General features: G+C 37.0%; 13 protein-coding genes. 6 read left to right on the forward strand and 7 right to left on the reverse strand.

The window, feature by feature from the left end:
• The first annotated feature begins 357 nt into the window (after positions 1–357).
• The 3 genes from FGL89_RS03785 (at position 358) to hflX (ending at position 4,117) form a co-directional block, all read left to right on the forward strand.
• Positions 358–1,770 carry a hemolysin family protein gene (locus FGL89_RS03785; RefSeq protein WP_014973726.1) on the forward strand — a complete coding sequence of 471 codons (1,413 nt, stop codon included), beginning with the start codon at positions 358–360 and terminating at the stop codon, positions 1,768–1,770.
• Positions 1,771–1,950: 180 nt separating this feature from the next.
• A complete protein-coding gene (locus tag FGL89_RS03790) occupies positions 1,951–2,616 on the forward strand; it encodes a histidine phosphatase family protein (protein WP_014973725.1) in 666 nt (221 codons plus the stop codon).
• A gap of 202 nt (positions 2,617–2,818) precedes the next feature.
• Positions 2,819–4,117: a GTPase HflX gene (gene hflX, locus FGL89_RS03795; RefSeq protein WP_014973724.1), complete on the forward strand. Its 1,299-nt coding sequence runs from the start codon at positions 2,819–2,821 to the stop codon at positions 4,115–4,117.
• 32 nt (positions 4,118–4,149) lie between these two features.
• Here the strand turns inward: hflX and FGL89_RS03800 are convergent, their stop codons facing one another.
• Positions 4,150–5,499, reverse strand: a complete 1,350-nt coding sequence (locus FGL89_RS03800) for an MFS transporter (protein ID WP_014973723.1) — start codon at positions 5,497–5,499, stop codon at positions 4,150–4,152.
• 250 nt (positions 5,500–5,749) lie between these two features.
• Here FGL89_RS03800 and FGL89_RS03805 point away from each other — a divergent pair, with 250 nt between their 5' ends.
• On the forward strand, positions 5,750–5,968 hold the full coding sequence (locus FGL89_RS03805; RefSeq protein ID WP_014973722.1) for a helix-turn-helix transcriptional regulator: 219 nt from the start codon (positions 5,750–5,752) through the stop codon (positions 5,966–5,968).
• Positions 5,965–6,438, forward strand: a complete 474-nt coding sequence (locus tag FGL89_RS03810) for a hypothetical protein (RefSeq protein WP_014973721.1) — start codon at positions 5,965–5,967, stop codon at positions 6,436–6,438. The genes FGL89_RS03805 and FGL89_RS03810 overlap by 4 nt, the downstream gene beginning before the upstream one ends.
• A gap of 139 nt (positions 6,439–6,577) precedes the next feature.
• Here the strand turns inward: FGL89_RS03810 and rpsI are convergent, their stop codons facing one another.
• The 6 genes from rpsI to FGL89_RS03840 form a co-directional block, all read right to left on the reverse strand.
• The gene (gene rpsI, locus FGL89_RS03815) at positions 6,578–6,973 is read right to left on the reverse strand and encodes a 30S ribosomal protein S9 (RefSeq protein ID WP_014973720.1); all 396 of its coding nucleotides are present in this window, start codon (positions 6,971–6,973) and stop codon (positions 6,578–6,580) included.
• An 18-nt stretch (positions 6,974–6,991) separates the two neighbouring features.
• The gene (gene rplM / locus FGL89_RS03820; RefSeq protein WP_014973719.1) at positions 6,992–7,435 is read right to left on the reverse strand and encodes a 50S ribosomal protein L13; all 444 of its coding nucleotides are present in this window, start codon (positions 7,433–7,435) and stop codon (positions 6,992–6,994) included.
• 203 nt (positions 7,436–7,638) lie between these two features.
• Positions 7,639–8,406 carry a tRNA pseudouridine(38-40) synthase TruA gene (gene truA, locus FGL89_RS03825; protein ID WP_014973718.1) on the reverse strand — a complete coding sequence of 256 codons (768 nt, stop codon included), beginning with the start codon at positions 8,404–8,406 and terminating at the stop codon, positions 7,639–7,641.
• Between the two features lie 62 nt (positions 8,407–8,468).
• Positions 8,469–9,275, reverse strand: coding sequence for an energy-coupling factor transporter transmembrane component T family protein (locus tag FGL89_RS03830; RefSeq protein ID WP_014973717.1), 807 nt, complete (start codon positions 9,273–9,275; stop codon positions 8,469–8,471).
• A complete protein-coding gene (locus FGL89_RS03835) occupies positions 9,272–10,126 on the reverse strand; it encodes an energy-coupling factor transporter ATPase (protein ID WP_014973716.1) in 855 nt (284 codons plus the stop codon). The genes FGL89_RS03830 and FGL89_RS03835 overlap by 4 nt, the downstream gene beginning before the upstream one ends.
• Positions 10,102–10,923, reverse strand: a complete 822-nt coding sequence (locus tag FGL89_RS03840) for an energy-coupling factor transporter ATPase (protein ID WP_014973715.1) — start codon at positions 10,921–10,923, stop codon at positions 10,102–10,104. Before FGL89_RS03840 ends, FGL89_RS03835 begins: the two co-directional genes overlap by 25 nt.
• A gap of 176 nt (positions 10,924–11,099) precedes the next feature.
• On the opposite strand from FGL89_RS03840, the gene FGL89_RS03845 reads away from it, so the two are divergent.
• Positions 11,100–12,770, forward strand: coding sequence for an NAD(P)/FAD-dependent oxidoreductase (locus FGL89_RS03845; RefSeq protein WP_014973714.1), 1,671 nt, complete (start codon positions 11,100–11,102; stop codon positions 12,768–12,770).
• Positions 12,771–12,844 lie beyond the last annotated feature (74 nt).

The raw sequence follows: 12,844 nt of genomic DNA on the forward strand, positions 1-12,844 counted from the left end.
CGATACGCGGAAAGTCGGCGTTTAATAAAAAAATTAATATAAAATATTTTGAATCTACGATACGAACTTTAAAAACACTGTTATACCAATGTTTTATATCTTGTATCATTTATTTCTATTTGTGGCCACTTTATTATAAAACTCGTTAAAATGTTGTCAGTGTTCGTTTTATTATTATAGACATATTTATTCAATTCTTTTTATAGCGAAATTGCGTTCGCTTTTTTTCTTCTTTAATATTTCAAAATTTAAAAATGTTCGCTTTTTAAAAGTTATAATTTTATTATGGTTTATCTTTTATCTCATTTTCTGGTATAATACCCAATAGTATACATATTAGAAAAGAGGTTTACGATTTTGGATTCTGGTCCGTCTATGCTCTTCAACTTTTTCATTATTGTTGTCGTGCTGTTACTTGCTATTTTGTTTACTTTAACAGAATATGCCTTGGTTAAAGTTCGTCTTAGTGCTTTACGTGCATTAAAAGATACACGTGACAAACCCTCACGTAATATTGATAATGCCATTCACATGGTCACACATTTAACCGAATACCTGTCAACCGCACAAGTCGGAATTACATTGACAAGTTTGATTTTAGGTTGGGTTGGTGAAGAAACAGTCGCTCAAATCATTCTTGGTTCTAACATTCTCCCCGCAGAATATGCACGCGCAGTTTCATCGGTTGCGGCAATGATTATCTTCACTGTGGTTCACGCTGTATTCACCGATTTAGTACCAAAAAACATTGCTATTGAATCACCTGTTAAGGTACTACTTATTATTGTTCGTCCCGTTCGTTTTTTCCATATTACCCTATTTCCATTGATTTGGACGTTAGATCATTTGTCTAACTTTATTACACACTTACTTGGATTTCGAACAGACGGTGAAGAAGATATTTACTCACAGACTGAAATATTATCCTTATCTAAGAATGCAGCAGCCGCTGGTGAATTAGATGAAGAAGATTTAACCTTTATGCAACGTGCTTTTGCCATGAATGATAAGGTAGCTGTTGATATTATGATTGATCGGACATCAATGACTGCTGTTGATGTTAAAACACCAATATCTGACGCCTTAAATTTATATCTGCAAGAACGCTATTCAAGATTCCCAGTCATTGCTGATAATGATAAAGATAAGGTATTAGGCTACGTTTTCAACTATGATTTGGTTCGCCAAGCACGAATCAATGATCATGATCCTGTTTCTAAGATCATGCGTGATATTCCAGCCGTACCTGAAAATATGGATTTACACGATGTCATGGATGAAATGATTATTAAACGCTCTCCGATTGCTATTGTGGTCGACGAATATGGTGGTACCAGTGGTTTAATTACAGATAAAGATATCTATGAAGAATTATTCGGTACTGTTCGTGATGAAATTGATGATGTGTCCGATGACTATATCGAAAAGCTCGGTGATCACCGTTATAAAGTATCTGGTAAAATGACGCTTTATGATTTTGAACGATACTTTAATCAAAATGTTAAAGAATTAGAAGACGATGATGCTGTAACATTGACAGGTTATATCTTAAATCAAGATCCTGAATTTAGAGCCGGAAACATGATGAAAGTTGCTAATTTTGAAATAACAGCTTTAGATTACGATAATGCCTACATTTCTGAATTCATTGTGCAAGTGTTACCGACACCACGAGAAGATCTTAACAGTAATGGTGTCTTTGACGATGACGAAATTACAAATGTCACTGATCATAATACAAAGGATTTGTCTCAAAACACGTCAAGATAATCAATCGCTTCGGCGGTTTTTTTATTTAGTTGTCTTTTCAAGAAATTAACACCATTAAATGTTAAAATGGAATTAATAAATTTTAGGAGGAAATGTGTTGCAATAACCTTGAGCTACTAATCACTTATAATTTGCGACATAGTGATTTTAACCAAGTATAATTTGGAGCACGCCAGTAATATGTCTATTAACCTCTATATCGTTCGCCATGGCGAAACATATTTTAATTTTCTACACCGCTTTCAAGGCTGGTCTGACGCCCCTTTAACAGAGCGTGGTATTCAACACGGCTTGGATGCAGGTTTGCGGTTGGCAAACCTCCACTTTGACGGTGCTTATTCATCCGATTTAACTCGCGCTGTCCATACTGCACGATACATTTTACAAAATAACACAGTAGATTCACCTCTAGAGCCAACTCAATTACCTGATTTCCGTGAACAATTTTTCGGATCATTTGAAGGTATTGATAGCGAGGTAGTATCAACAACCCTCAATGCTTTTAAAAGTGAGCCGTTTGAATCTTATTCTGAATTAATTAAGAACTATGGCATGCCTGATGCTATGGATACACTCCATCTAGCTGATCCATTTAGCTTTGCTGAAACCGATGACAAATGGACACAACGTGTGCAACATGGGTTTGCTGACATTAGAGACCGTCATAACGATGGTGATAATGTCTTAATTGTATCGCACGGTACAACAATTCGCGGAATCGCTGAAAAACTAGGACACCACGATTTTGCCAGTACACCGGTCACTAATGGTGCGGTTATGCAGATAGAACTAACACCTGATAGTACAACACTAACGAACTTCAACGACAATACAACAATTTTTTAATAGACAATGTTTCAAAAAACTGTTACACTAACAATAATCTAATAAAGGAAGTACAGTAACTTGTTGAATGAATTTTAAGATCCCGTATGATAAAAATAACTGAGTTATTTTTGTGTACATTTTCTTGAGATTGGTTCGGAATTAGCTGTCTTTGACGCGTAAAATGCCCCCAGTCTCGTAATTTACTGGAGGTATTTTTTATATGACAGAGCAACATTCAACGACAGAAGCCCCACGCCAAGTATTCTTGGTGGGTCTAACAACAAATAACGGTAGTTTTAACTACGAAATAGAAGAATTAGGCAATCTAGCGAAAGCAAATAATCTAGAACCAGTTGAAACTTTTACACAAAAGCTTGAACGCCCTAATCCGGCATTGTATTTTGGTAAAGGTAAAGTTGAAGAATTGGCTGAAGCAGTTAAAACATACGATGTAGATATGATTATCGCCAACGATGAATTATCCCCCTCACAAATTCGTAACTTAGAAAAAGAGACCAATGTGACAGTCGTTGACCGTACTGGGTTAATTTTAGATATTTTTGCACAACGTGCACAAACTAAAGAAGCTAAATTACAGGTACAATTAGCACGCTTACAATACCAATTACCACGTTTACGCACAAGCATGTCGGTTAGTCTCGATCAACAAACAGGTGCTGGTGGTGGTGGCTTTACATCACGTGGTGCTGGTGAAACAAAGTTGGAAGAATCTCGTCGCCGTATTACCGCACAAATGGTTCATATTCGCCAAGACCTGGCTTCACTCACAAAAAGTGACACAACACGCACTGTACGTCGTAATAGCAATGACCTAGCTAACGTCGCCTTAGTAGGCTACACAAATGCCGGCAAGTCGACATTAATGAACCGTTTGCTCAAACGTTTTGGCGTTGGCGCCGATACTGACACCAGCAAACAAGTGTTTGAAAAAAATATGCTCTTTGCTACGCTGAACACAACCGTACGTCAACTTACATTACCAGATAAAAAGCAGTTCTTATTAAGTGATACGGTTGGCTTCGTTTCTAAATTACCCCATAACTTAGTCGCTGCCTTTAAATCAACACTGCAAGAAGCAGCCAGCGCTGATCTACTACTACAAGTTGTCGACGTGTCAGATGACCATTATAAAGAGATGATGGCTACTACTGAAGCAACCTTGGCTGAAGTTGGTATTCATGACATCCCAATGATCACTATCTATAATAAAGCAGACCGAACCGAACTCACTTATCCTGAATTATCGGGTGAAAATGCAATTACTATTTCAGCATTAGATACTGCCTCACAAGATGCACTGATCACATTGATTAAGCAACAAATATTTAAAGATGTTACAACAGTCAAACTCCATGTACCTTTTGATAAGGGTGGTATTTCAGCAAAGTTAGCAGCAAATCACACTTTTATAACAGAAGATTATGATGAACATGGTAGCTTAATCACGGTTGAATTATCGCAGTTAGAACGCGAGCTATTTAAAGAATATATTATTTAACCAAGAATGGATTATCTATAGAAAAAGAACGCCTAGGCGTTCTTTTTGCTTGCATTAAAATATAACATAATTAACCCTAAAATCAGAATAGCTATGATAATTGATAAGTAACCAAAAATTTGAAAGCCATGCAGTCCACCCAGTTTTGCTTGTAACAAAGCACCAACTGTTGTTCCTAAAGCCCCCATGAACATCTGTAACGTTTGTATGATTGCTGTTGCGTCAGACTTTTCTGAGGCTGGTACATCAACTAGAGCTGCAGTTTGTGCCCCAGTAAAAGCCATATTTCGACCAATGATAAACACGATATACAACATAATAATCGAAATAAGTGCCAAATGTTGCGTCCAAATAGCCATAATTAATACAACAATTGTGAAAATCCAATTGCCTACGTACAAGGGTAGTTTAGCACCCTTTAAATCATATACTCGACCAAATATAGGGTTTAAAAAAGCACCAATCAGTGAACCAGGTAATAAAGAAAAACCTGCCAAAAAACTAGATGTATGCAAAACTTCCTGTAAGAAAGTTGGAATAATTAAATTCAGTCCCAACATAACAAACATATATAATGAAATTGGCAATAATAAAGCAACAAATTTCACTTCAGTAAATAACTTTAAATCTAAAAAACTTTGTTTTGAGTGTCGCCCACGCCAGATAAAAGCGACTAGTGTGACAATAATAATGCTAACTAATAGCCAGTTGACACGCCCCTGTTCTAATTGGTTCACAACTAGTAAAGTAACTATCAAAAATATAGATAACAAGGAAAATGCTAACGCGTCAAATTTTTGTTTCACAGGATAACGTTCGATAGCTACAACAGTTCGCCAGCCTAAAATAAGTGACAATATGGGTGCAATTAGTAAAATAAAGAAGATGGATCGCCAGCCTAATGTGTCTACTAATACCCCCCCATAAGTAGGCCCAAATGATGGTGCCAAACTAACAACTAATGCGGCTAACCCCATCCAAACACCAATTTTGGCATGTGGCACAGTCGCCACAACAACGTTAAACACTAGTGGCATAGCAATACCAGCAGAAATACCTTCTAAAATACGTCCCAATAATAACACCGGAATATTGTTGGCCAACCCAGCAATTAATGTGCCGATGATAAAAATAAACACACTAACCAACCATAACATTCGGCTGCTAAACCGCTTGGTCAAGTAGGCACTTGTAGTCACCATAACCGTTACTGCAAGTAGATAAGCTGTTGTTACCCATTGAATGAGATTTAAATTTGTATTAAAAACTTTTGTTAACACTGGAAACGTCACATTCATTGCTGTTTCCGCCATGATACCTGAAAAAGCGACCAATGCGACTGATACAATGCCAAGTGCTGTTTTTAAAGATACTTTTTCCATAATGCTTGCTTTACCTCTCCACATAAAGAAAAGCTGAACAGCCATAAATGGCAGATCAGCTTTTATACTCGCTAGATTGAGTTAATCGTATAGTTAAGTCTATCCGAATTTACCAAGGGTGTCAACTCAATACAGAAATTTAAAATATAACATGAAATCGAAGTTAATCGTATAATAAGCGAAGTTGACTACACTTATTATACTATGATAAACTAGTTATGAAGTTTATTTCACATTAGGGATGATAACTATGTTCATTATAAATATTGTACAGCAGCAGCGTAAAGCGTGCGCTTTCACACAAGAAGAGTTAGCTAAAAAAATTGGTGTCTCACGTCGTACGATTATATCTCTAGAAAAAGGTAACTACACACCTTCTTTACTGCTAGCCTTTCAACTTTCAGAAGCATTAGACACACCAATTGATAAATTATTTCAATTGGACAAGGAGAAGGAAATTCAATCATGAAAAAAATAATTTTTGAGCAAGTTGGTAATATTATTACTACAATTTTGTTAACCCTCGCTCTTATCGAAATAATTAATTTATCGCCAAAACCCCTAGCTGGGTCATCACAAATTAACGCAGGGAGCTTATTTTTTATCTTCTTAATATGGTCTAGTGTTTTTGGTCTGCTACGTTTTGCTTATCAAAAATATGGACACGATGGCTATAATACAAAAAAAAGGGAAATGAGTAGTTTCGACGAACGAGAAAAACATCTGAGCCATTTTGCTGCAGCTAAAACCTACCGCTTATTCATAGCCCTAATACCATCTGTTTCCAGTATCGTTATTTTTGTTCAACTAGTTATCCCAATGACTAAGAATCAAAGTCAGATTATAATGCTAATTAGTTTTAGTGTTGTCACTTGCATTGGATTTATAAATTATTTATTTTGCTGGGTGCTTGCAGACCGGAAAAATTTAGAAATATAGTAACTACAATATAGATCACTTCTCAACCTAATCAATAAACATTAACCCTTTGCTATTCGAATTATTTAAAAAAAGCCCAATCCGAAGATTGGGCTTTTTGAATAACGTTGTGATTGCCACAAAACGTGAATAATTATTATTAACGCTTTGAGAATTGAGAAGCTTTACGAGCCTTCTTCAAACCTGGCTTCTTACGTTCCTTCATACGTGAGTCACGAGTCAACAAACCTGCTGCCTTCAAGACTGCACGGAAATCAGGATCTACTGTCAACAATGCACGAGCGATACCGTGACGTGTTGCACCAGCTTGACCAGAATAACCACCACCAATAACATTTACTAATACATCATAGTTACCTAATGTATCAGTAGCATTGAATGGTTGCAAAACAACTTCACGCAAGTTAGCGAAAGGAATGTATTCTTCGATTGACTTGCCGTTCATTGTGATTTGGCCATTACCTGGAACCAAACGCACACGAGCAACTGAGTTCTTACGACGACCTGTGCCGGCATATTGTACTGCTGTAGTCATAATTTAGATTCTCCTTTCTTAAACCAACTTGTTGATGTCAAGTGCTTCGGGCTTTTGTGCAGCATTTGCATGTTCTGCACCTGCGTATACATGCAAGTTCAATCCTTGCTTACGACCCAAAGTGTTCTTTGGTAACATACCATGAATTGATAATTCAACCAACTTTTCAGGGTTGAATTCACGATAGTTTCCAGCTGTGCGAGCCTTCAATCCACCTGGGTGGTTTGAGTGATGGTAATAAATCTTATCAGTAGCTTTCTTACCTGTCAATTTAACTTCGCTTGCATTAATGATGATCACATGATCACCCATGTCAACGTTTGGTGTAAACGTTGGCTTGTTCTTACCACGCAAAATTGAAGCAACTACTGTTGACAAACGTCCCAAAACGACGTCCTTGGCATCAATAATATACCACTTCTTTTCGATTTCACCTGGTTTTGCTAAAAATGTTGTACGCATGTTTGCGCTCCTTTGATTAGTTGTTTACAAGTATAGCCGTTCCTTGCCATACATTTACAATAAGTTTCCGGGGCTTATCGTGAGGTAAACAATACCGTCTACTATCTTAACTAAAAAAACGTATATTGTCAATGGGTTTAAGCAAATTTAATTGATTATCTCACTAGTATTAACACCCTTTATTATTAGAGTAAATCCTGTTTTTAATCATAATATATTTCATCTAAATATAAGCCACTAGCCGGTGCGGTAAATCTCGCTTGTTCACGATCTTTCACAGCAATTAAACGGACAATATCATGAATATCACGACGACCATTACCAATTTCTAATAAGACCCCAACCATAATGCGAATCTGATTATATAAAAATGCATTACCTTCAAAAGTAAACACTAATTCTTGATCACTTTCTTTAATTTCAACATCAGCACGTGTAATTGTGCGAATTGTTGTTGCTGTTTGATTCCCAGACGCAGCAAAACTGGCAAAATCGTGTTCACCGATCAAATCAGGTAATGCTAATTGTATACGTTTTGTATCTAATTGCCACTGAAAGTGACCCGTATATTTGCGTTTGAAAGGATCAGTATAATCTTGTGTGGATACCCGATAAATATAACGCTTTGCATGTGTATTAAAACGCGCATGAAAATTATCAGATACTTTTTCAACATGTTGAATCAATATATCTCGTGGTAATAAAGTATTTAGACCTTTACGAACACCAATTTCATGAATATTAAAAGGCAAATCAAAATGCACGACTTGTCCGAAAGCATGCACACCAGTATCAGTTCGTGATGCACCAACCACTTTAATCGGTTCAATTGGATTCTTGGCCATTTGATTAACTGCTTTATTCAATTCACCCTGAACAGTACGCTGACACTCAACACCATGTTTTGTTTGTACTTGAAAACCAAAAAAATCTGATCCATCATAGGATACGGTCGCTTTATATCTTGGCATAGTCTTTAAATATCAAATAGCCAAAGGCCATCCGTTCCCCTTATTAATTAATATCAATCATTTTAAATATGAAATATGAACTTAATCACAAAAAAAATAGCTACGAAACTTCCTAAACCCAAAAAAGCTATTCTATCAACTTGCTGATAATGCAAAATACGGTATTTTGTTCGCTGTGTCGCGTCTTTAAAACCACGTACCTCCATCGCATTAGCTAAATCTAATGCACGTTGCAATGCCCCCACAAACAAAGGAATTAATAATGGGATAATAGCTTTAGCTCGTTTGATCGGTCCACCATTTGAAAAACTCATACCACGAGATTTCTGTGCATTCATAATTTTTTGAGTCTCATCCATTAATAAAGGAACAAAACGTAGCGCAATCGACAACATCAATGCTAACTCAGCCACTGGCACCCGTAATTTTTTTAATGGTCCCAACAGTGATTCTAGCGCATTAGCAATGCTTGTTGGTGGTGTTGTTAAGGTTAAAATTGTGGACATTAGGATAATTAACACAAAACGAACAATCACATAACCAGCGTTAATAATACCAGGCAAAGTGACAATGATAGGCCCAGCTTTAAATAATACTGGTTCACCTGGTGTAAATAAAATCTGTAAAAATACTGTAAACAAGATTAACCAAAATATTGGTTTTAATCCACTCCAGTAAAGGCTGAAAGGTTGCTGTGTTAGTTTGATGAGCAAAATTAAAAATGCTGCTGACCAAGCATATGTCTGCCAGCTATTTGACCACAACATCACCAAAATATAAATAAATGTTGCTATCATTTTAGTTCTGGGATCCAATCGATGCACCCAAGAATCTCCAGGAATAAAACGGCCAATCATAATATTATTCATGACTGTACCTCCTTATTAATAAGCTGAGATAACTCGACTAATGTTAAAGGCCGGTATGGTAATAGCATACCTTGCATGCGTAACTTTTCAGCAAACTGACCTGCTTTTGGCAAACTAAGCTTCATCGTATTAAACCAAGATAATTCACGATTAAAAAGCAACTTTGGTGACTCCTGCGCAGCAATTTCGCCTTCATGCATGACAACCACATGATCTGCAACTGCCACAACATGATCCATTTGATGCGAAATAAAAACAACGGTTTTGCCCATTTCTTTTAATTCTCGTACTAAATCTAACAAATCATTTTGCCCTTTAGGATCCAACCCAGCAGCTGGCTCGTCCATTACTACAATACTTGGATTACTTGCTAGCGTACCAGCTAATGCGACGCGACGCATTTGACCACCTGATAATTCAAAAGGAGATTTCGCCCACAAAGCTTCGTTAACATTTACTCGTGTTAAAGCCTGTTGTGCCGCTAATTGGGCGTCTTGTTTACTCACACCAAAATTCATTGGTGCATACATCACATCTTCTAAGACAGTATTAGCAAATAATTGATTTTCTGGAAATTGAAACACCATGCCTACTTTTTGTCGCAGGCTTATCAATTGCTTTTCTTTCGTATTATGAGATAATTCAAATCCATCGACAATCACACGACCACTGGTCGGCTTAAGCAAGCCGTTAATATGTTGAATTAAAGTTGACTTTCCCGATCCAGTTTGTCCAACAATGGCAGTAATTTGTCCAGTCGGCATTTCAATTGTAATATCATGTAAAATACTAGTCGCTAAGCTAGTGCCAGCGCCATAACTAAAATTTACTTTTTCAAATGTGATAGCCATTGTACTAATTCTCTTTCATCTAAATAGCTATTAGGTCGTTTATCTAACTTTGCCAACAACTCACCGGCAAAAGGTAACTCTAACCCATTACTGTGCATAATGTCTCGTTCGCTAAAAACGGTAGCTGGCTCACCGTCAAGGATTAATTTACCATCGTTAATCACAACGACACGATCTGCTAAACTCGCTTCATCCATGTCATGCGTAATCGTAATTAGCGTGAGCTCCGAACCAAATCGCGCTTTCAATTTTTGTAACGTCTGCATGACCATGTCTCTTCCTTCTGGATCTAACATGGCAGTTGCTTCATCTAATATGATTATTTTAGGATTCAAAGCCAGCACGCTAGCTAGAGCTACACGTTGTTTTTGGCCACCAGACAACATATGTGGTTCACGATTCTTAAACGCCTGCATACCAACAATTTCTAAGGCTTCATCAATTAGTTTTGGCATCTCGCTACTTGGTTTTTGCATATTTTCCAAACCAAAAGCCACATCATCAGCTACTGTAGCACCAACAAATTGATTATCTGGGTTCTGGAAAACCATGCCAATTTGTGCTCTCACATGATTAACTGTTGCCACACTCAATCTTTCACCAAAAACATCAATATCCCCTGAATTGGCAACAATGAGCCCTAAAATTAGTTTCGCCAATGTCGATTTCCCTGAACCATTGTGACCAACTAACGCAACCCATTGTCCAACTTGAATGGTTAAATTGAAATCATCAAATAATTGTTGGCTACCTTGATAGCTATATTTTAAATTGTTTATCTTAATTGCTTCAATCATTATTCCTTATTTTATCATAGGTTCGGTAATTTAGCTCATATTTAGTTAACGCCCTATTCTGATTATTTCACAAACAACTTTTATCATAAACCCTTTTAAATTACAGATAATTGGGCTATAATTGAATAGATATTTCACAATAATATTAAATGATTCACAAAAGGAAGAAGATAGTCATGGCAGAAAAAAATATTGTCATTGTTGGCGCCGGCTTCGGTGGCGTCTTTGCAGCAAAGAGTTTGTCAAAAAAATTAAAATCACACAAAGAATACAATATTATCTTAATTGATAAACATTCTTATTTTACATATATGACAGAGCTACATGAGGTTGCATCTCAACGTGTGAAACCAAAACACGTACAAGAAGACTTGGAACATCTCTTCTACCACGACCGGAATGTTAAACTACTAACAGCCGAAGTGAACGGTATTGACCGTGATGCAAAAATTGTTAAAACAACCCACGGCGACATTGACTATGAAAAGTTACTCTTATCTGTTGGTGGACAATCTAATGATTTTGGTACCCCAGGCGTAAAAGAACATGGTTTTGAATTATGGTCAATGGAAGAATCTTTGGAGATCCGTAACCATATTGAAAATATCATTGGTCAAGGTGCTGCTGAATTAAACCCCGAAAAACGTGAGCAGTTGTTAACAATTGCTGTCGTTGGATCAGGGTTTACTGGTGCAGAATTGATGGGCGAATTTATTGAACAACGTAAAGTTATGGCACAAACTTATAAGCTTGACGAAAGTGAAATTAAACTTATTTTACTTGAAGCCGGTCCACAAATTCTGAACATGTTAAAAGACCGTAAGTTAGCCGATAAAGCTTTCAAATATATGGAAAATAATGGCGTCGACATTCGCTTGAATTCTAGGGTTACTGGGGTAACTGAAGATGGTGTTATTTTTAAAGATGGTTCAACATTACCCACTAAATCATTGATCTGGACTGCTGGTGTAAAGGCTAAATCATTCATTTCTGACTGGGGCTTCAAATACGGCCGTGGTGGTCGTATTGAAGCTGATGATTATATGCGTGCAACTTTAGAAGATGATACACCATCTGAAGATATTTACGTTGCTGGTGATACACTGTCATATGTTGATGAAAAAACAGGCCCCGTACCACAGACTGTAGAAGGTGCTGAAAGTTCTGCCCGCGCTGCATCATACAACATCTTAGCTGACCTAGGTTTCGGTAAACATAAAACTTTTGCTGAAGCTGTAAAATACCATGGTTTTGCCGTATCAATTGGCTCACACTACACTGTAGCTAGTTTGATGGGTATGAACTTCTCTGGATTTTTTGCAAGTTTAGCTAAACATGGTATCAATCTTTTCTTCTACTCACAAATCCGTTCAATGTATTCCATTTTCAATTATATGATGGATGAATTCTTCCGAACAGATAATGGTCGTAATCCATTCTGGGGTGCAGTCTCTCGACTAGGCAATGTACTATGGACAACACCACTACGTATATTCTTAGGCCTATTTTGGATTTTGGCTGCCCTAGGTAACCTCGGCGGTCTTAATGACTTGTTCTGGCAACATGGGCTAGCAAGTTTTATTGAAATTATTACTGGCGCCGGTCTGTTGCTTGGTTTGCTAACCTGGCCATTGGCAGCAGTTTCAATTATGCTAACCATTGTTGCTTGGGCAACACATGGCTTTGATATGACACATTGGTTCTTGATTCTATCAAGTGTAGCTCTTATGAACGGCTCTGGTCGTGGTTTTGGCTTAGATTTCTATCTTGTCCCACTACTACAAAGAACATTTGGTGGTTTCTGGTACGGTAAAGCAAAGTCGGTCTACGATGAACTAGATAAATAAGTTATAATATAATAATAAAGTGCGAAAACGTTAATTCTCGCACTTTGTACATAAATACGTATACATGAATAATT

Origin of the sequence: Leuconostoc carnosum (genome assembly GCF_007954525.1) — a bacterium.
Lineage (GTDB): Bacteria > Bacillota > Bacilli > Lactobacillales > Lactobacillaceae > Leuconostoc > Leuconostoc carnosum.

What these genes read in the sequence shown, in the direction of transcription:
- FGL89_RS03790 (WP_014973725.1), top strand. Translation starts at nt 1,951, where the DNA reads ATGTCTATTAACCTCTATATCGTTCGCCATGGCGAAACATATTTTAAT.
- hflX (WP_014973724.1), top strand. Translation starts at nt 2,819, where the DNA reads ATGACAGAGCAACATTCAACGACAGAAGCCCCACGCCAAGTATTCTTG.
- FGL89_RS03800 (WP_014973723.1), bottom strand. Translation starts at nt 5,499, where the DNA reads ATGGAAAAAGTATCTTTAAAAACAGCACTTGGCATTGTATCAGTCGCA.
- FGL89_RS03805 (WP_014973722.1), top strand. Translation starts at nt 5,750, where the DNA reads ATGTTCATTATAAATATTGTACAGCAGCAGCGTAAAGCGTGCGCTTTC.
- FGL89_RS03810 (WP_014973721.1), top strand. Translation starts at nt 5,965, where the DNA reads ATGAAAAAAATAATTTTTGAGCAAGTTGGTAATATTATTACTACAATT.
- rpsI (WP_014973720.1), bottom strand. Translation starts at nt 6,973, where the DNA reads ATGACTACAGCAGTACAATATGCCGGCACAGGTCGTCGTAAGAACTCA.
- rplM (WP_014973719.1), bottom strand. Translation starts at nt 7,435, where the DNA reads ATGCGTACAACATTTTTAGCAAAACCAGGTGAAATCGAAAAGAAGTGG.
- truA (WP_014973718.1), bottom strand. Translation starts at nt 8,406, where the DNA reads ATGCCAAGATATAAAGCGACCGTATCCTATGATGGATCAGATTTTTTT.
- FGL89_RS03830 (WP_014973717.1), bottom strand. Translation starts at nt 9,275, where the DNA reads ATGAATAATATTATGATTGGCCGTTTTATTCCTGGAGATTCTTGGGTG.
- FGL89_RS03835 (WP_014973716.1), bottom strand. Translation starts at nt 10,126, where the DNA reads ATGGCTATCACATTTGAAAAAGTAAATTTTAGTTATGGCGCTGGCACT.
- FGL89_RS03840 (WP_014973715.1), bottom strand. Translation starts at nt 10,923, where the DNA reads ATGATTGAAGCAATTAAGATAAACAATTTAAAATATAGCTATCAAGGT.
- FGL89_RS03845 (WP_014973714.1), top strand. Translation starts at nt 11,100, where the DNA reads ATGGCAGAAAAAAATATTGTCATTGTTGGCGCCGGCTTCGGTGGCGTC.